24 protein-coding genes are annotated in these 18,807 nt (G+C 45.1%); 3 read left to right on the forward strand and 21 right to left on the reverse strand.

The annotated features are described in order from the left end of the window. Positions 1–199: 199 nt before the first annotated feature. The 3 genes from C1A47_RS15400 to C1A47_RS15410 are packed head-to-tail and all read left to right on the forward strand — an operon-like array spanning position 200 to position 2,699. Positions 200–589 (forward strand): hypothetical protein, encoded by a 390-nt coding sequence (locus C1A47_RS15400; RefSeq protein WP_111895910.1) that lies wholly within the window; start codon positions 200–202, stop codon positions 587–589. Between the two features lie 2 nt (positions 590–591). After that, positions 592–1,785: a LysM peptidoglycan-binding domain-containing protein gene (locus C1A47_RS15405; RefSeq protein WP_111895911.1), complete on the forward strand. Its 1,194-nt coding sequence runs from the start codon at positions 592–594 to the stop codon at positions 1,783–1,785. Between the two features lie 20 nt (positions 1,786–1,805). After that, positions 1,806–2,699 carry a tetratricopeptide repeat protein gene (locus C1A47_RS15410; RefSeq protein ID WP_111895912.1) on the forward strand — a complete coding sequence of 298 codons (894 nt, stop codon included), beginning with the start codon at positions 1,806–1,808 and terminating at the stop codon, positions 2,697–2,699. A gap of 643 nt (positions 2,700–3,342) precedes the next feature. On the opposite strand, the gene C1A47_RS15415 is transcribed toward C1A47_RS15410, so the two are convergent. From C1A47_RS15415 to C1A47_RS15515, 21 genes are all read right to left on the reverse strand, one after another. After that, on the reverse strand, positions 3,343–4,836 hold the full coding sequence (locus C1A47_RS15415; protein ID WP_111895913.1) for a contractile injection system protein, VgrG/Pvc8 family: 1,494 nt from the start codon (positions 4,834–4,836) through the stop codon (positions 3,343–3,345). After that, positions 4,833–5,258: a phage tail protein gene (locus C1A47_RS15420; protein ID WP_111895914.1), complete on the reverse strand. Its 426-nt coding sequence runs from the start codon at positions 5,256–5,258 to the stop codon at positions 4,833–4,835. Before C1A47_RS15420 ends, C1A47_RS15415 begins: the two co-directional genes overlap by 4 nt. A 12-nt stretch (positions 5,259–5,270) precedes the next feature. After that, entirely contained in the window at positions 5,271–8,078 is a 2,808-nt protein-coding gene (locus C1A47_RS15425) for a phage tail tape measure protein (protein WP_111895915.1), read from the reverse strand. Continuing rightward, positions 8,075–8,218, reverse strand: coding sequence for a GpE family phage tail protein (locus tag C1A47_RS15430; RefSeq protein WP_111895954.1), 144 nt, complete (start codon positions 8,216–8,218; stop codon positions 8,075–8,077). Before C1A47_RS15430 ends, C1A47_RS15425 begins: the two co-directional genes overlap by 4 nt. Further along, positions 8,203–8,538: a phage tail assembly protein gene (locus C1A47_RS15435; RefSeq protein ID WP_111895916.1), complete on the reverse strand. Its 336-nt coding sequence runs from the start codon at positions 8,536–8,538 to the stop codon at positions 8,203–8,205. Before C1A47_RS15435 ends, C1A47_RS15430 begins: the two co-directional genes overlap by 16 nt. A gap of 14 nt (positions 8,539–8,552) precedes the next feature. Further along, the gene (locus tag C1A47_RS15440) at positions 8,553–9,068 is read right to left on the reverse strand and encodes a phage major tail tube protein (RefSeq protein ID WP_111895917.1); all 516 of its coding nucleotides are present in this window, start codon (positions 9,066–9,068) and stop codon (positions 8,553–8,555) included. A 4-nt stretch (positions 9,069–9,072) separates the two neighbouring features. Beyond that, a complete protein-coding gene (locus tag C1A47_RS15445) occupies positions 9,073–10,236 on the reverse strand; it encodes a phage tail sheath protein (RefSeq protein WP_111895918.1) in 1,164 nt (387 codons plus the stop codon). A 102-nt stretch (positions 10,237–10,338) separates the two neighbouring features. Then, the gene (locus tag C1A47_RS15450) at positions 10,339–10,623 is read right to left on the reverse strand and encodes a phage tail protein (protein ID WP_111895919.1); all 285 of its coding nucleotides are present in this window, start codon (positions 10,621–10,623) and stop codon (positions 10,339–10,341) included. 12 nt (positions 10,624–10,635) lie between these two features. Further along, complete coding sequence (locus C1A47_RS15455) at positions 10,636–12,039, reverse strand: phage tail protein (protein WP_111895920.1); 1,404 nt, start codon at positions 12,037–12,039, stop codon at positions 10,636–10,638. A gap of 11 nt (positions 12,040–12,050) precedes the next feature. Beyond that, positions 12,051–13,142, reverse strand: coding sequence for a BspA family leucine-rich repeat surface protein (locus tag C1A47_RS15460; RefSeq protein WP_111895921.1), 1,092 nt, complete (start codon positions 13,140–13,142; stop codon positions 12,051–12,053). Next, positions 13,139–13,744: a phage tail protein I gene (locus tag C1A47_RS15465; RefSeq protein ID WP_111895922.1), complete on the reverse strand. Its 606-nt coding sequence runs from the start codon at positions 13,742–13,744 to the stop codon at positions 13,139–13,141. The genes C1A47_RS15460 and C1A47_RS15465 overlap by 4 nt, the downstream gene beginning before the upstream one ends. A gap of 6 nt (positions 13,745–13,750) precedes the next feature. After that, entirely contained in the window at positions 13,751–14,647 is an 897-nt protein-coding gene (locus C1A47_RS15470) for a baseplate J/gp47 family protein (protein ID WP_111895923.1), read from the reverse strand. Continuing rightward, positions 14,648–14,995, reverse strand: coding sequence for a GPW/gp25 family protein (locus tag C1A47_RS15475; protein WP_111895924.1), 348 nt, complete (start codon positions 14,993–14,995; stop codon positions 14,648–14,650). Continuing rightward, entirely contained in the window at positions 14,992–15,525 is a 534-nt protein-coding gene (locus C1A47_RS15480) for a phage baseplate assembly protein V (RefSeq protein WP_111895925.1), read from the reverse strand. Before C1A47_RS15480 ends, C1A47_RS15475 begins: the two co-directional genes overlap by 4 nt. 68 nt (positions 15,526–15,593) lie before the next feature. Continuing rightward, positions 15,594–16,046 carry a phage virion morphogenesis protein gene (locus C1A47_RS15485; RefSeq protein ID WP_111895926.1) on the reverse strand — a complete coding sequence of 151 codons (453 nt, stop codon included), beginning with the start codon at positions 16,044–16,046 and terminating at the stop codon, positions 15,594–15,596. A 9-nt stretch (positions 16,047–16,055) separates the two neighbouring features. Continuing rightward, the gene (locus C1A47_RS15490; RefSeq protein ID WP_111895927.1) at positions 16,056–16,559 is read right to left on the reverse strand and encodes a phage tail protein; all 504 of its coding nucleotides are present in this window, start codon (positions 16,557–16,559) and stop codon (positions 16,056–16,058) included. 11 nt (positions 16,560–16,570) lie between these two features. Further along, positions 16,571–17,425, reverse strand: a complete 855-nt coding sequence (locus C1A47_RS15495; protein WP_111895955.1) for an N-acetylmuramidase domain-containing protein — start codon at positions 17,423–17,425, stop codon at positions 16,571–16,573. After that, positions 17,425–17,697 carry a phage holin family protein gene (locus tag C1A47_RS15500; protein ID WP_111895928.1) on the reverse strand — a complete coding sequence of 91 codons (273 nt, stop codon included), beginning with the start codon at positions 17,695–17,697 and terminating at the stop codon, positions 17,425–17,427. Before C1A47_RS15500 ends, C1A47_RS15495 begins: the two co-directional genes overlap by 1 nt. 3 nt (positions 17,698–17,700) lie before the next feature. Then, positions 17,701–18,093 carry a putative holin gene (locus C1A47_RS15505; protein WP_162625969.1) on the reverse strand — a complete coding sequence of 131 codons (393 nt, stop codon included), beginning with the start codon at positions 18,091–18,093 and terminating at the stop codon, positions 17,701–17,703. Positions 18,094–18,095: 2 nt separating this feature from the next. Continuing rightward, entirely contained in the window at positions 18,096–18,308 is a 213-nt protein-coding gene (locus C1A47_RS15510) for a tail protein X (protein ID WP_111895930.1), read from the reverse strand. After that, positions 18,305–18,757 carry a head completion/stabilization protein gene (locus tag C1A47_RS15515; RefSeq protein ID WP_111895931.1) on the reverse strand — a complete coding sequence of 151 codons (453 nt, stop codon included), beginning with the start codon at positions 18,755–18,757 and terminating at the stop codon, positions 18,305–18,307. The genes C1A47_RS15510 and C1A47_RS15515 overlap by 4 nt, the downstream gene beginning before the upstream one ends. Positions 18,758–18,807 lie beyond the last annotated feature (50 nt).

The following is an 18,807-nucleotide window of genomic DNA, read 5'->3' on the forward strand; positions in this document are numbered from 1 at the left end:
TCGCTAGAAAGTTCGATGGATAGGTCTTCTTGTTGAATTGCTTTTTTTGTATCTGCTGCCACAATGATGCTATCATGCAGCTGAATTGCAATAATGAAAGTCATAATTTTAGTATAAATAATTAATTATTAAATGCTTATTTTAAACTAAATCTGCTTTCTATTCTTAAAAACATACAAATAAATATAGGTATATCTCAATGGCTGGCGGTTCTCAGATCATTATTGGTAAAGATGGTATTAAAATTATTACCCCTGCAAAGTTTGAAGCGAAGGCAGGGCAGCATAAGTTTGAGGAAGGACAGCGCATTCAAGCTGAGATACCTCAACTTCCTTTAGCGAATACTACAGAACGTTATAGCCATCGTTTAGATTTAAGCAATTTATATGGCTCGCATGATTTTTCACAAGTAAAATACTATGCATTTAAAGATGGTGATAATGCTTCTTATATTTCTGGAAATTTAGATAGTTGGGGACGAACTCAGCGGTTTTCATCAGAAAAATCAGATGAATATAAATTAATGGTATGTGACCCAGATGATTCTTGGGAAGTAATTATTAATACAGATAGCAATGAAGAACAATAAATATGCCTTATAAAATAAAACTTAAATTTATATCAAAGAATAGCCAGCCTGTTCCTAATCTTTATTATGAAGCAGGAATAGGCTCTACTATTTTTTCTAAAGGGTACTCTAATAGTAAAACTGGAGAAAGTAGAGTTTTTGAAGCTAAAGGAACCGTTACTCATTTAAAAGTAGCTAAAGAACCTAATAATATCGTTCAGTTATTGAGTCTGAGGCCTATTCTACATAGTGAACTAACGATGGGAAAAGTTAATGAAATCATCATAGCTGTTCCAGTTCAAATTATTTCGTTGTTGTTAGAAAAAGATAGAAATGGCTCATATGAAAGAAACTCTAAAACTACTGGTACTCATACCATAAAAGATGGGGAATCTTTAGAAAGTATTGCAAAAAAATATAATTTAGATGTTGATGATTTAGCGAAAAAAAATGGCATAACTGATAAAAATAAAATACAAACTGGGAAAGTCATTCAGATAAAAAATGTAAAAACAGCCTCTACTAAAGCTATTAATCCTCAAATACTATATCCGTCTATTGTTTTTCATATAGTTCAAAAAGGTGATTCTCTATCAAGTATTTCTCGAAAGTATGGAGTTCCTGTTGAATCACTAAAAACCATTAATAGTTTAAATAGTGAAAAAGTTATATTAAATCAAAAAATTTATATAAAACAAGCTGACAAATCAAAAGATAAAGAAAGACAATTAGCAAATTTTATTGTCCTAATGTCAATTATTGATGCTTCTCGAAGAAGTAGGGGGCCAACTACAACAGTAACAAGACCAGGAACAAAACAATTTTATATTAGCTTCAGTGGTCAACTTGCAGCAGGTCTAGGGGTTGCTGGTTCTGCTCAGATAGGAACAGCAACAGATAAACGAGGAAATATCGGAATTTTTGTCACATTCAATGGCAAAGCAGTTGCAGCAGGAACACCAGGTTTTGCTGTTGATGGTGGAGTTACAACAACCAATGCAAAGGATATTAATGAATTGGCTGGTTTAGGTTATACAATAGATGCTCAAGTTCATTTATTAGGTGGTATCTCAGGAGGAGCTGGATATTCTAAAACAAATGATATTGATACTGGTGAGGAAAAAGAAGTTATCTCTACTGATGTTAGCGCTGGGTTTGGTATTGGTGCAAATTCAGGATTTGGCCCTGGGTATACATATGTTATTCCGCTTAATTAATATTAAGGAACTAGTTAGTAATGCAGTCTCTTTTCTCAATTTTATTGATAATGTTGGCAACATCTCTCATATCTTGTGATGCTCAAACACCACAAAGAAACTCAGAACAGAAAGTCAATGTTGATAAAAAAGATGAGTATTTTGAGAAGGCTATAACTCTTCTAGATAAAGGAGGTATCGATAATAATTTATTAGCAATTAAAGACTTAGAAATTTCAGCTAAAACAGGAAATAGTGAAGCACTATATAATTTAGGGACTATTTATCAATATGGTAAAGCTGGAAAAATAGACTATAAAAAGGCTCTTAGTTATTATCTACAGGCTGCTAAAAAAAATCATTTAAATTCCATACATAATATTGGTATTTTATATCAATTTGGATTGGGAGTTAATCAAAGTTACTCTAATGCTTATTATTGGTATAAAAAAGCAGCAGATAAAAAATTTCCTATGTCTATAAATTCTATAGGGGCATTATATTCTGAAGGATTAGGAGTAACTAAGGATGATGTAAAATCCTTTGAATATTATAAAAAGGCAGCAGAACTAGGAGATATGGTTGCTGCTTATAATTTATCGTTATCTTACAGTCTTGGACGAGGAACTCAGCAAAATGATCAAAAATCGTTTTACTGGGCTAGTGTTGCCGCTAAAGATGGTCATCCTTCTGCTCAAAATAATTTAGCTTATAAGTATTCAAAAGGGAAAGGGACTGAAAAAAATATTGAAAAAGCTTTTTATTGGTATCAAAAAGCTGCTGAGCAAGGCTTAGCGACAGCTCAATATAACTTAGCAATAATGTATGAAACAGGGAGAGGAACCACGAAGGATCTTGATAAAGCTAAAATTTGGTATTCAAATGCTGCCTCGCAAGGTGACCTCGATGCATTAAAAAAATTAAGAAAACTGTAGATATTTATCTATCTTTTGATTCAATAAAAAAAGTATAAAACAACAACAAAAATAAGCTGCTAGGTAATCTAGATAGGCGGCTCATATACAGCTTATATTCGATTTCTGTTGCATCACGAATATAGGTAGCTCTATATTTTAAGATATAGCCAGAATTACTTTTTTCATAAATATTATTGCCTAAAGTATAGAGTGAATAAATAAAAGATAATGAGCAAAAAATTGCAAGGATTAATAATATTGTTTGCTCATTTTTTGTCCATTTATGTGAATTGTTTTTTTGGTTTAATACAAATGAAAAACCAAAGAAAAATAAAGGTACTAGGAGAAAGCAACACAACAAAAAAAGGTATTCACTATAAAATACATAGCTAATTAGATTTATAAATAAAGAAAAAAAAAGAAAAAAATCATTTTTTTCATAATATGGTATTTATCCTCTCGTCATACTCTTATGGTTTTTATTAAGTGTTGAAGGAATCTTTTGCAAAAATATGAAATTATTAAAGCAGAATTTTCGTGTAACATACCAACATGATAACCTAATGCTAATTCTTAATTAAATTAAAATCAACATAATGGGCCTTATATAAAAATGGATTATAAATGATGGATTTGGCATGATTACAAAGATATCGTTAGCTTAACCGGCCCCTGTCACCTGCTCAATCATATCCTTCCTCGCATTCAGTCGTGGATATTCCCGATTGAGTGCTTTCTCTGCCGCTTTTTTACTATGATATAGCCGTGTGATTACTTTCGGATTGCTCTGATCACCTTTGGTGACAGTATGTCGGGTTTTACCATGATCTAGAGTGTATAAGGCTTTTAGACCTGTATAGGGTTTCAATTCAAGCTCATTATGTGCCTTAAACTTACCTGTTTCTAAATCCAGTAAGGCATATTCCTGATTGGCACGTTGCTGAGCGGCTGCTTGGCTTTCATACAAATAACTAAAATGCTTAGGATGGCTTTGATCACCCTTGGTGATCGCAATGGCTTTACTGCCTTCCTGATAATAGACCACCACCCCTGTCCACTTTTTATCTTTCTCTAGTACAAACTGGTCTTCAAATAAATCTGAAACGTCATCCGCATCAGGAAAGAAGATCTCCAGCTCCAGATCCGTGGTATAGCCGCCTGAACTGTCCAGATTGTCAGTAACACTGCTGGCCAGCCAGTAAATCGAATCAATCTCCTCCTTTAAGCCTTCAAATAAAAAGGTCATTTCTGGAATCAGTTGTGGTTCACCTTTGGCCAGTGTATAGCTGAGTGTTGCTGCCGTGCGTTTTAGGTTGTTTAGTTTGGCGCGTGCCGCAAAGGTGGCACTGTCTTTGTCCCGATGGATATGACGTAATTCCTTGATGTTCTGGTTGCTTTGATCACCGACCACCACTTCCAGTTTTTTTGCCATCTTTTCATCATAATAAAATGCCCGAACGGCTGTGACTTCTTCCCCGCCATCGCTAAAGCCATAACGGTGATGATCGCCATTGTTGCGCTGGATCAGCATGGTCGGTAGGTTCTGCCCTGATGCCGACTGGCTCAATCCTTTGGGCATAAACAGCAACGTGCCATTTTTAACGGTGGCAATTGCATCATGTTCATCGGCAAGACGGGTCAGTAAATTGGCATCTGATTCATTCTGATCGATATGAATGATTTTATGGGCTGCCAATTCAGGTGAGACCAGAAATTTTAAGTTCTGCTCAATGGCAATCTTTTCAATCAGATCACCCAGTAAAATGTTGTCAAAGCTGCGCTCACGTTTTTGCTTGAGTGTAGTTTTTAGATCAGCACTGGTGGCACGCAGGCGTAACACATCGGGTGCACCTGAATGTTCCGCTTCCTTGACGATATAACTGCCCTTATACACCAGACCTGTGACATCCCAGCCCAGCCATGCTTCAATTACTGCACCTTTGCTAGGGATATTCAGTAAACCATCATGATCAGATAAGGACAGATCCAGCGTATCAATTTCCAGACCACGTTTATTGTCAATTCGCATCTGAATCAGGCGGTTATTCACCTTACTGGAAATATCAGTGCCATCTACCACCAGTTTAAAAATGGCTTTGGGATAGCTATTCAACACGCCTTTAACCGTGGATCCGAGTGTGGTGAGTAAGGTCATGCGGATAGCCCCAGTAAGCTGCCGACCACATTGCCAATCAGGGTGCCTGGGCGCATGGTTTGGGTTAGGTTTAACGAGAACTCAATTTTGCTGGGTTTGCCATCTTTAAAGAAATAGCTTTGGGTTTCCTGTAAATCATTCAGGGTATATAAACCAAAGACTTTGCCTGTGCCACCAATCAGAGGAAAGGACATGCCTGTATCGCCCATGACCCGTAATGCGGTCATGCTCATCGGTGAACCAAACTCAGGCACAATCGACCCTTCCAGCGAAATGGTGTCTTCACCCCGCCCGACAAACTGATAGGCAGGCATTTCTCCGACCCGTGAATTGCTGACATGTCGCCAAGCGGTTTTGCGTACCAATTGCTGATAGGTTGCAGTGGGAATGGCAAAGGGAAATACCCCAAAGATCATCATCATGCTTCAAATTCCTTATTCATCATCAAAGAAACGTGTGCGGATTCGGGCTTGTTTTTCTCGCTCACGACGTTGTAAGAATTGTTCAAATTGCTGTACCAGATCCTGTACTGAATGCCCCTGCTGTGCGTGAATCTGTACGGTAATGCTGTCCCCTTCAACCACGATGGGACGACTGGCCTTGCTCGATGCGGGCATCAGTTGTACCGCCTTCACTTTGGTGACAATCGATTGAATGCTGGCGATGGGGTTAAATGCCTGCTGTGGGGTGTTGCTTTGCGCCAGTTGGCTAAAGGCATTACTAAAACGGCTCTTCAGGCTGAGCTGGGGTTGGGGTGTACGGTCTTGGAAGATATCCACGACCTGATTGAACTTGTTTTTCAGGTGAGGGAAACCTCGGTCTAAACCGACATTAAGCCCCTGCATGATGAAATGTCCCATCCCTGCCATCACCCGCGAGGGGCTATGGATGTCCATTTTCTTACGCATCCAGTCAGGCATAAAACTGCCGATTTCATGCCATTTGGCTTTAAGCTTGCCAAAGCCCAAATTTAAGCCTTTGATTAGCCCTTGAATGATCATCTGGCCAAAGCCTGTGAAGGTATTCGGTAAGGTCACGCCAAACCAGCTCATCACACTGGCAAAGGCGGTATAGAACAGTCCGAGGGGTGTCCAGTTCAGGATCGTCATGGACAGATGCTGGATCCCAGCGCTAAACACAGCTTTGATGGCCGCCCAACGTGCACCGAACCATTGCGCGACAGGTGAAAAGACTGCACGGATGTTATTCCATGCGTCATTCATCCCCACTTGCATACTCGTCCACAGCTCACTAAAGAACTGCTTGATCGGTGCCCAGTTGCGGTAAATCAGATAGGCGGCCCCTGCAATCAGAGCCACCGCCAACAGCATGGGATTGGCCAGCATCATCTGCCCTGCCAGTAGCAACATCCGACCCAACCACAACAAGCCTCCCCCTAATAATTTGACGGGACTCAGTAACAACCTGAAGGTCATCCCCACGGCTGTACTGGTCATGCTCAATGTGGACAGCATCAACCTGAGACTCAGCACGGTTAAAATCAAAGGTGACAGCAAAGCCAGTGTGCCACCGACTGCCACCAATCCTGCAGCCACGACCAACAGGCCTGTCCCAAGATTTTTAGCCAATGCAGGGTTTTTCTGCATCCAGCCTGTAAAGGTCTGCATGGCATCGCCTGCCATCACCAAGGCTTTGGTGTAAATCGGCAGAATGGTTTGTCCGAACTGCAAATAGGCATCATGCAGTTTGGCCTTGGCTTCTAACTCTTTGCCTGCAGTGGTGTTTTGGGCTTGCTGATCCAGTTGGTCAATGTTATTAGCACCTTCATTCAGCTTGGCATTTTTATGGATTTGATTGCGCTGCATATACATTTGCGAGAACAAATTGGATGCGGTTCGATTACTGAAGATACTGCCAATGGCATCCATCACATCGCCTTCCTTGGTGATGCCTTTCGCATTCAGTGCAGGCACAAGCACCTGTTCCATCCATGCAAACTGATCTTTTTTAAACAGATCTGCGCCTTTAATTGCGCCAATATCCAAGTAGGAAAGATCGCCCGTTTTATTGTGTTTGACCTTGGAATAATCACCAATCAGGCCAAATTTATCCAGATTGGCTGCCGCACGCTGAGTGGTTCTGCCTTGGTATAAGTTTTGGTAGGCGGACATCATCGATGTCCCGACCCGAAAGCCGCCCATCTCCTGCACCAAAGGCTCCATCTTGTAATAAAAGGCTTTGTTATCCATGCCTTTGGCGGCAATGCCGCCTGTTTTAATCACATTCAGCCATTCTTCGGCCTGTACCCGCCCGCCTGTGGCGGTAATCACTTGCTGAATGATATTGGCTTGTTCATGAAAGGCTTTTTCACTTTTTAAGCCATTTCGCATCTCGATGACTTTAAGCATGTCCATGAATTTCTTTTCATTTTCAGCCCCATGCTCATTGCCATACATGGCCTCATTGGCAAACTTCATTTTCGCCAGCATGGGTGCCACCATCTTGGCATGATGCACATCGGCAAAGGCAGTCACCCCATCGCGTACCAGTTGTAAATTGTCTAGCGTTGAGGTGCCGAAGGTTTTCATCGCCTTGGCATATTTGATCGCTTCTTCGGTCGACTGTTGACCTAAGCCAAGGGATGCGATTCTGGCTTGCTCAATATCAACACGTTTACTTTCCTCAATCGGTCGACGCATTTGATATAAAGCGGCAATCCCTGTACCTGTTGCACCCGCGCCATACATTGCCATTTTCTGGGTGCCTGTACTGAGTCGATTATGGCTTTGTTGTAAGCGACTCAGATTGGCCAGTTTGGCTTTTTGGCTCTCAATTGAACTGTTGGCCGCAGTAATGCGACGGGTCAGATCGGTTTGTTGCTGGGCAAGATTGTGCGTGGAATAGCCTGCCTGATTGAGGCCTGTACGCAGCTGCTGCAGCTTGATTTGGTTCTGGCCATGTGCTTCTTTGAGTTTGCGTGCCTGTGTGGTGGCTTTGTCAAATTCACGGCTGAGCGCATCGGATGGATGGCGCGCCATCTCCTGCCGTAAATTTTTAATGCGGGTTTGAATCGTCTGTAAGGCTTTGGCGCTGTCTTCAGTGGCCTTTTTCTGTTTGATATAGCCATCGATCTGCTTTTGCTGATCGTTGAGCTTTTTCAGTTCATTGCGGGTTTTCTGGGTGGCACTGGCCGCAGCTTTACTGCTGCTGACCAGTAAACGTAACGCGGGGGAAAGTTTGTCTTTTGATCCAAACAGAATTTCAAGACGTAACGGTTTCATTCGGCATCATTTCCATTTCGTTCAATGGCTTTTTGATGCCATTGCATCAGTTGATAGAGTGACATCTCGTCATAAAACTGCGGTGGCCAGTGAAAGATCACCGCAATGTTGGCAATCGCATCATCTACAGTTGGCGTAATAGTTCCGCACGTACCGACTTCGGCTGCAAAAAAAGCACAAACACTCCACCAATCTGTGCCAGATCCGCAGGATCCAGTTGGGCAATCTGTGCCTTGGTCAAACTGGGTGTACAGACACGCGGTAATACAGTACAAATCGCCAAGGTATCGCCTTGGGCTAGATCACTGAGCTTGATGCCCTGCAATGCTGCGACATTCGGTTTGCGAATCTCTAGGCTTTCAATCTTTAAATCACCCATCATCAGGGGCACGTCCAGCTCAATGCGTTGGGAATCCTGTTGCAGGATGTCGCGGTTTTCAGTTTGTTGTTGTTCGGTCATGGAAAAGTCCTCAATTAAAGTCCAATGTTTTCACGGTGTTTGGCGTAGAGATCGACCCCATTAACCATGCAGATCAGATTCGGGATGTCGATTTCAATCACGGTGGTGCCATCGATGGACAGCTTGTAATAGCTCCAGATGGTTTTAATGGTCATTTCGGTGTCATCGCCTGGTTTGGCATTGCCGAAGTCGATTTCTTCATGACGACCCCGCAACGAGATTTCCACGGCTGAGGTTTCCCCCGTATCATCCTGCTGATAAGAGCCAGCGAAACGTAAACCAAAGGCAGAAATGGACACTGCGCCATATTGCTGGATCACCAGTGGATCAATCCCACCGAGCTTCCATGTCATTTCGATCATGTCGTCACTCAGACCGAAGTCCACCTTGACGTTGCCGATCAGACCACCGCCTCGCCAGTTCTCCAGCTTGCGTCCCAGTTTGGGTAAGGTCACTTCCCCTGTTTCACCGAGGTAGGAATTACCCTCGTTAAACAGGTTCATTAATTTGAGTTTTTTGGGTAAAGCCATGTGGTTATCCTGTGACTCGGGCAGAGAAGTCTGCTAAATAGCGGTCGGTAATGCGTTGACGTAAAGTCAGGTTTTCCAAAGGTGGTACAGGGGTATAGTCATAATCGATATAGAACTGACCGCTTTTCAGCACTTCCTTGGTGTTGATTACAGGATCCAGCCAGCATTCACCGCCCAGTAAATAAGTGCCTGTCATCTCACGTAATTTGGCGTTGATGCCATCGATGATGTCGCGGGCCAGACTTGGGGTGAGCGGTTTATCGACGGCCCACATGTGTCCTTCTGCCATCGTGTCAGCAAGGATTTGTGCGGTACGGGTATAGTTTTCAAAGGCAAACAGGGGATCGTCAGAACAGGTGCGTGAACCCCAGAAACGAAAGCCATCGCGCTGGATTAAGGTGGTGACCTCATGCTCATTCAGATAATTGGCATCGGTGGTCGAGTCCTGTAACTGGAAATACACATCCTTGCTGATGCCAGTCACGCCATTGACCGCCACGTTGGACAAGGTTTTATGCCAGCCGACTTCATTGTCGATTTTGGCGCGTAAGCCTAAAGCGCGGGCAGTGGCAGCAAAAGTACTGGTGGCATTTAAAGCGGTATCCCAACCCAAGAACTCAGGCCACAGCACCATCAATTCACGTGCACCAAAAGTTTGACGGTAAGCGGTGGCCTCTTCTTTGGTTTCACAACCAAAAGCCGAGACATAAGCAAAGCCACGCAACTGCTGCGCTAAGCTCGCTAAACTGGTGGCCACGGCAGAACTGTCCAGTTCGGGAACCCCTAAAATGCGTGGTTTCACCCCAAGCTGAGCTTCGGCTGCCAGCAAGGCTTTCATGCCTGTATATTTGCCATTGACGGTGCCACCAATCACCGCAGAGGTTTGCTCGGCCTGATCGCTGAGTTGTTCAACCCGTACCACCACGGTGGCGGCATTGGCCTGATCGGCAATCGCCTGTAAGGAACGCGCCAATGTGCCTTGTGTCCCTGCCTTGTCAATGGCCGCTTGGGTATTGGTAATCAGAATGGGGGTATTCAGGGGAAATTGGTCAGGGTCAGCATCGGATGCGGTACACACCATGCCAATAATCGAAGAGGAAACGGTCTGGATCGGACGAGTACCGTCGTTTAACTCCAGCGTTTTCACCCCGTGATGGTAATTTGCCATAAAAAAACCTGTGATCTGGTGAATATTTTTCAGATCACAGGGTTACAGAGTCATTTTAGAATTGCACCGAGCAAAAGTTCTAAAAGGGGAAATAAAGACTTTTTATCCAGAATGGATTAATCCGAGTACATCGGGATTGTTTTTTAAAAAATCCGCCAGCTTTTGTTCAGGCGATTCGGCAATGGCCAGTTTGGGTTTGGCCACCAGTTGCCAAGTATGGCCATCCCAACGTGGATGCTGATCTTCTTCCCATGTATCAGGCACAGGCGTTTCAGTACAATGCGCGGGTAGATGAAACACACCTTCTTCTAAGGGACTTTCATCGGCAAGGGTCGTTCCCAGATATAAACCCGAAGCATCATATTGATAGACGATTTTTTCAGTCATGTCCGTAGCTCCTTAATATTTGATACAGGCCAGAAAGGCAACATTGCGTGGACGGGTTTCCCCATCGGCTGCTTCAAGCTGATTCGATGTGCCTGTATAACGTGTCCCCCCTGTACCACCTGTAAGACTGGTCGATGCATTGCGGTTACTCTCACCAGGCACCCATCGGCCTGTATATTTTCCTTCCCAATTGCGAACAATCGCATACCAGTTATCTTCTGACTCTGAACCAAAGTCACCCGTGCCGTGATAATGTGCTTTCATTGCGTTGGATTGTTGACTGCCCAACACCCGATCTACATCAATACCCCGTCCATCATCCCAGCTACGAATAAACTCTCCACGGCAATCAGGCAAGTTAAAACTATTCACCCCATCACCTGCACCATACGTGATGCCAATCTCGGCAAATAAATCAGCATAGACGCTACGGGAAATTGCAGCCCCATTGGCTTTGAGATAACCCGTCGGGGCTTTGTTCATCGCCACATAAATGATGGAACCTGCAGGTAGCCCATTGCTACGGGTTTCGGTTTTGCTAAATACCTGTAAGTTTTGTCGGGCCAGTGGTTTATCTTCAACATCGGCCAGATTCTCGGCCTTGGCCAGTGGATAAGGCGCTGTACCTAAAGGTTCATTCTGCACACATAAAATCTGACTGCCTGCTGCATAACTTTGCCCCAGTTGGATCTGGGTGGCAGAAAGGGCTTGCCAGCCTTCAGTCCCTGTTTTATGACTGATGCGTTGCCCATTGATATACACCGCCAAGCCTGTCGTGGTCAGTTGGGACAAAGTCACTTGGGTTTGCTGATCGGCCAGTTGCTGTTCTTCTTCTAGCGTATCGACAAAGACATTGCTGGCACTCGGATCCTCCCAGACCACATCGCCATCGGCATTGGACTGTTTCTTCAGCACTTGGCCTGTGGTACCACCGCCCAGTAAAAAGCCTGCGGTGATGGTATTTAATATCCAGCTATGCGTGGCAATCACCACATTCGGATCGACTTGCAATTCAATGGTCGAGGCATTGCTGACCATGAATGGAATCCGAATCACCGTGTCGTTAAACGCCCCATCATTGGCCACAGGTTTATAGGTATCAGGTAAATTACCGACCAGAATCAGGTTACCGTTACTGTCAAACACCCCGACTTCACGCATCACAAAGCCGCCTGTGCTGACAGGGATAATCATCTCCACGGTAAACTTGTTGGCATTCTCAGGGTCTTGAAATACCCGATTGATCGTGGTTCTAAAACGCTCACGCACCAGTTGGTTCTGGGTCGGATCAGGACTGACTGCAAAGCCTTGGCCATCACCAACCGCCATGTGGGTTAAACGCAGTTGTGTGCCTTGCGCTTCAGCCTGTGCTAAAAGTTGCAGTCCCTTATGGGTATGAATACTTTGATAACTCATTGGATTTTCCCTTAGGCTGCCGAGTACTGGTTTTCACCGCGTGGGCAGGTGCCCCACACTGGATAATGTTCTGGGGTTAATGCCGAACCATAGGCAAAGACATCATCCATGCTGCTGGCATTGAGCTGACTGACACACCACTGGCTCAAGTCCTGATTAAACTGGGTGCAACCATAGAACATATTCTGCATATTGCTGACCTTGGCCACATTGATCATGCCGAGATCCTGATTGAAGCTGCTGCAGTTATAGAACATTGAGGCCAGACTGGTCTTATTGCTGAAGTCCCACGTTCCAATCGGCTGGTTAAATGCATGACATTCCTGAAACCACTGTGCAAGGTCGGTATAACTGGAGACATCCCATTGCAGAATGTTGGGATCATTAAACGCTGAGCAGCGCATAAAGATTGGATTGTTGGCTGTAGCAAAGACCAGAGGTGCGGTGGCAGGTACCTTGATCAGGGTATCTTGCAGGCTTGAGGTATTTAAGGCGAAGCCCAGTACTTCATAACCTTGCTCATACCATTGCACCACTTCCTGAATACCCAAAGCGACCGTCATCACCATAGTGTTATTACCATTGGAACCACCTTCATCCGAGGTCTTCTCCACCACAATGCTGTATTGGGCTGGTGTCGCATAATGATGGATGATCTCACCATTCACCTCGCTATCGCTTGTACCATCGCCCCAGTCAATTTGGTGAGTGCCTTTATCTAACTCAAGGGTGACCTCACTGACCTGATCGGAAGACCGCAACACCATAGCTGATGCTGGGTAAACAGGCTCGGGATCCGTTGGCGTTTCAGGGTCGGTCGGTTGTTCTAGATCTGTCCCCGAACTCAGCGCATCGAGCTGGGCCTTGAGCTGATTAAACTGTAAGCCCAGTTGTGCCAGTTGCTCGGTCACCTGCAGCTGCCAGTCCTGTTGGTTTTGCTGAACTTGCTGCATGTCTTGCAACATACCTCTTAAATATTCGGTGCGGTTGACGAGGGCTTTGGCCTGTTCATTCATATTGCCGTTTTCACCGCCCTGTGCGTATTCATAGCTTTCCAGCACACGCACATCCGACCATAACTTTTTACCGATTAAATTTGTCATCCACGTTTGACTCCATTAAGTTGTTGAGATCCATCCAGTGGCCACGACCCATTCAGGGCCAGTGAACCTGCCACCCCTGAAAAATCAATTTCACAGCCCATACACAGCGCGGCTGCACTAAAGGCGGTGAGGTCACTGCGGACAATCACGCTTTGTCCGAGAAGATGGGATCTGAGGTTTTTATTGATGCGGATGGCACTGGCCAGTTCATCCACCAGTTGACTCTGGGTGGCCCCGATTTGATTGATTTCGATATAAATATTGAAGGTATACGGCACACCGCGCGGGCTGGTTTTGAACCATTCTTCGACCCGACACACAATACCGATGGCATTCATGGCGGTTTCTAAGGCCCCGATGGTGCCTTTATGACAATGCACGTCATAAGCGGCTGCAATAGTGTTGCGCTTCTGTTGCTCTGACCAGTCCTTGTTCCAGTAATCCACCGAGCGTTCCCATGCCAGCCACGGCAACACCACCATCGGGGCACTTTGCAGATCATTCAGGCGACGGGTCAGAATCGGGACTTCAGCCACACGGGCAAACGCCTGATCAAAACAGCGTTCAAAAACCGTGGCATTGGGGGGTAATAAACTCGACATGCTGACTTACTCCAAAGTGCGAATGCTGACATTCAGCGCAGTGCAATAGGCCGCCTGACCTACGGCTAGCTTAAAGTTCTGGGTGGGGCTGAGCAGCTCGACACTGGACACGCCTGGTCGGTGCAAGGCTTGATAAATCCCTGACAAGGCAGGGGCTTTACTCAAGGCATGACTCTGCGTTGTATAACTGGCCACCTCGGCCAATGCCTTTTGTAAAATCACATCCGAGTCGGGGCCTGTTTCCACCTCCAGCACCGCATTAACTTCATATTCGACAATGCTGGCGGAAAACACCTGTACCTGATCGGTGAGTGGACGTACCTGTTTCTGATTCACCGCCAGCTTAACGAGATTCAGCAATTCTTCCGTTGCCTTGCCGTTATTCTCGGTGGAGAGTACATACAGATTGACCACACCTGCACTGGGGGAATCGGGTTGAATATCTTTCACTCGTACATCGGCATTCATGCCATGAAAAATATAAGAGCCTTCTGAACCTGCGGTGGTATAGCCTTCAGGGGCCAGTTGCACACGGGTACGTAAAGCCTCATCGGTTTCCAGTACTGCATCTTGGCTGCTGGTGGCTTCGCTGATCACCTTGCGCTGTAGATTGCGTTCAGCTGCTTTATGTTCCAGATCCGAACCTGTGGCATAGGCCAGCAACACCGCTTTGGCGGATGAATTGGCGCGTTGTCTGAGTAACATTTCCCGATAGGCAAAGGCTTCCGCCAATTTATAGGCAGGATCAGATTCACGTAGCTCGGAATAATTCACGCCCAATGCTTGCATCCGTGCATAAAAGTCCTGAATGCCTGCATTGAGGATGATTTCATAATCAATTTCTTCGACCACTTCTGGGGGGGCAAGTTGAGAGAGGTCGATGGCACTGTTGCTACTACTCATTTAAGTGATGGCTCCCATTTTCAATGGAATGTTTAAATTCAGGGTCTGCCCAGACAGGAGATGCACCGCTTCAAGCTCAACTACTAAACCGCCTGAACTAATGTCGGACACAGAAATTGTTTCGATGCTGATACGATTCTCCCAGCGTAAAATCGGGGTATAAATCGCGCTATACAGTTGAACAATCAGCGCATCATTCACGGGTTGATCAATCAGATCGGCAAGCCGTGAGCCATAATTGCGTCGCATGATGCGAAGATTGATTGGGGTGGAAAGGATGTCACTGACCGATTGCTGAATGCTGGCAATTTCATCCTGTAAAAGCTGGCCTGTTTCACGGGACATCATGGCGTTGGTTCTCCTGAAGTTTCTAAACCACCTTTCACCCCAGAGGTCTTATGATGTTTCAGGGAAATATCACCTGCTTTGACATCACCATCGGTGCTGATGCCATCAGTGACATGTAAGCTGCCATTGATGCGACAATTGGCAGTGATCACCGCTTCTGCACCTTCGGGCAAAAGTGCCTGTAAAGAATGATTCTCGGTGTCATAACTGATCAGTGCACCATCTTCAAACAGGCGTAATTTAATGTTGGGATTGGTGGAGATGGTCGGGTGATCTTCATTATTTAAACCACACAGCACCACACCCAAGCCCAGCTCACCACAAGGGCTAAACACCACACATTCTTCACCCACACTCGGTAGGTCATGACTGCGGTCAGTCCCTGCCCGCAGATTGATCAGGCGTAATGCTGTGGTCACGATATCGCCCAAATTGACGGTGACGGTATGAAACGGTTCGGACGGAGTAACGCTGTCAATTCGACCCAAACGGATCAAATTCTCTAAGCGACGGGAAGTATCTGCATTCATGCTGCAATCGTGTTGCAGCGCTTTTATTTTTGCAGCAAGGATGAGTTCTTAAATTGAATTTAAGGACTTTATATTGAGCCGAAATGCTCAACTAGACTGTGTTCAATCAAGGTGATTTCATGTTCACTAAAGCCGAGCAGCTCACGTTTGGCATATTTAACCCGTGGTGAATGGCTGTTGTGCTCTACCCGATCAATTAAGCCAAATTGATGTACATTGGCAATCCGTGAAATGCGTTCGCTAAAGCCAATCGCCACACCGTGTGGAATTTTCTCAGTTCGTAAAAACTGGGCATTCTTGATGCGATTAAACATTCTTTGGCGAATCTTACCTTTGCGTCCTCTAAGGTTCTTTCGGGGAATATAGCTGGAGCCATCTGGATTCTGTTGACGGGTAATCCGTGAACGCTGACAGGCACGGATTTTACGGGCGATTTGTAGGGCAAGTTTATTGCGCTCTTGCTCACTGACGTGGGCTAAAAGCGCGGTGAGATGTTCAGGAAGATAATCAAGATCAGCCATATATGCCCATTATAAAGTATAACGCTGTTGTGGATCTGCCGATTGCCATGCTGCCAGTACAGAACCATCTTTGTCATAAAGTGTGACCAGTGTTGAGTCTTGAACCTTTTGATATTGGGGTTCTTCTGGGTAGCTAATATTGAGGCTGCCATCATTAAGACGTTTCACAATCACTCGTTCAGTGAGCGGCAACTGCACCACCAAATCCACCTTATCATTGCTGAGAATCTCAGCTTCAAAGGAAATGGCATTCTTGACCTGATCCAAATTAGTCAGGAGTTCAGATTGATGAACTCGAACCCAGTCCAGTAAGGGGACACTTATCGCAGCAAGATCCCCTGCATAATCAGTCAGAATCAGAGTAAGTTTATAGGCATATTCAAAGGACAAACCATTGGCTAAGGTACTGCGTAAATGCCCCTCATCGACAAATACCAGTAAACGCTCAGGATTGATCTGTAATTCAGGAATACTGCTGATTAAAAAGTCTTTCAGTTGTTGGGGTTTCTGCATACCAATCTGCCTTATGCAACCTGTTGCACAGGATAGAGTGACGCTAAGTGATCCCATTCCGCTTGGAACTTGGCTTGATAACCGAGCTTCTTATAATTCGAGCCATTATACAGGGTAAAAACCACATCCCAATTTTCAGTGCGTAAGGCATCAATTAAGCTGATTTTTTTGCTGTTGATTGTGCCTGACTTCCATTCAATAAAACGGATAAAGGCTTCAAGCTGTAAGGATTCACTAGAATATTGCTGATCGACAAAATCTTGTACCGAGCTATAGCCCAAGTCTTTCCAGTTCTCGCCCATAATCTGGAACTGCCCCCAACTTGCAGACTGCAGGGCGCATTCAACGTCAATTTGCTTGGCTAGCTCTAAACGGACATACTCTGCTTCGTTGCCCTGATAGCCGCCTGTTGCGGTATTCACAATATTTGGATATTGCTGCATTAACTGATTAGCACGGCTTAGGCTAAACTTTTGTTTGAGATAGGCATACATGCGGTGACGTTCAAACAGGATCTTCGGTTTGCCATTACTAAGAAAACCTAAGCCGCGCCCTTCAACCGCACCAAACACCCGAATTGCCAATTCGGAAACCTTGAGCCGAGTTGCTGCCTGCTGATAATCACTGTCTTTGAGTAATTTACTGACATCAGCGCCATTGATGGCGGCTGCGGTTTTGTCCCCAACCTTACCATCCGCCACCAAGCCTTGTTTTTTCTGGAACTGCATCACGGCATATTCTGTGCCTGCACCAAAATCACCATCGGCTGCCAGAGTTTTTTTGTTCTGATCGGTATAGCCCAAACGCGTGAGGGATTTTTGTAGGGCGAGCACTTCTGCGCCTTTAGAACCAAATTTTAAAATCATCATGCTTTACTCCTAAAAATCACGGCAATGTTGCCTTTTGCCCGAAACACAATCACAAACAGAACCAGTGCAAAGAATGCGTCCCAGACGGTGACGGGATCTTTATAAAAAATAATGTTGATGCTTTGCCCAAACAGGGCAGCAATTAAAATGAAGGCCACAATTTCATGGAGGCGTTGATGCGTGGTGGCATGGCTGTCAAAACAGATGATCCGCAGTGCAATCAACACATATAAAACGACAGCAATCACGGCATAAAGGGTTTCAAGCATGGCTTAATCCTTCCCTTTGGGTTTTTTGGAAAAAATAGAAGCCAGATCAATCAGCTTTCCACTGAGAATGCCCAGTACATCGGCAAGCGAAGCCCCTTCTAGCCACGCCAAGGCCTTTTGTAAAATCACAATCGCCACCAGTGAAACCATGAATGCCCCTGTGGAATGGCTATCGATTAAGGTGCGGTTGACCACTTCTGGTGAGAGCAAATAACCAATGGCCGTGGACAGTAAAAATGAAATAATGCGTTTTCGATAACTGACGTTTTGGGCATAAAAAGCAATAAAGGCAGCGCCGATCACGGCACCAAAAAGTGCATCCCCATTAACGAATGGCAGCATCGAAATTGCACCTGCCCCTGCAGTAATGGCCACGCCTGTTGTTGGATCTGGCATAGTTAATCCCATAAATTTATGTTTTGTTGAATGTTTTGGGGAGAATCAAGATCAGGAAGTACAACGTCTGTGCCGATGGGTAAAATCACCCCGAGTTCATCCAGTTGCGGATTGGCACTCAACACTTGTTCCACTACACCTACACTGCGTCCGTAGTAACGCCAGCAAATACTGTCGATGGTGTCGTTCTGAATGGATTTGATGGTCTTATTCATATAAGCTCTACCACAGAATGATTTTCACCTTTGAGCTGTTGAATCGCCCATTGTTTATTGCGACGATATTCATCAATGCTGCTGCGAACCTCTTCAGCGCGTTTATTGCCTGAATTGGTACTGTCATAACTGCTATATTTCTCGGCTATCTTGGCAGCGACACCATTCGACACTGCGGAAAAATACAGAATTTCCGTATCTGCTTTGCCATCCAGTTGTGTTTTCGCCAAATCAGCTAAACGCATATTCGGCTGTACCAGACTGACCAGTAAGCGATTGACATCAATGATTTCTTCGAGCACGGCCTGTTTGACACGGGCTTCGGTGACTGAGCCATCAATCCGCACTTCAGCACGAATGTCTGCCAAATTAATGTCAGGGAAAAAATCCCCACTGGAAATTTTGAGGGTGCTGGGTGTACTGAGATGACCATTTGCCACAAATGACATGATTGTCCCCTAAAAGAATCAGGGCGCTGGTGGGAACAACGGCTCTATGA

It is taken from the genome of Acinetobacter sp. MB5, assembly GCF_003261585.1.
Taxonomy (GTDB): domain Bacteria; phylum Pseudomonadota; class Gammaproteobacteria; order Pseudomonadales; family Moraxellaceae; genus Acinetobacter.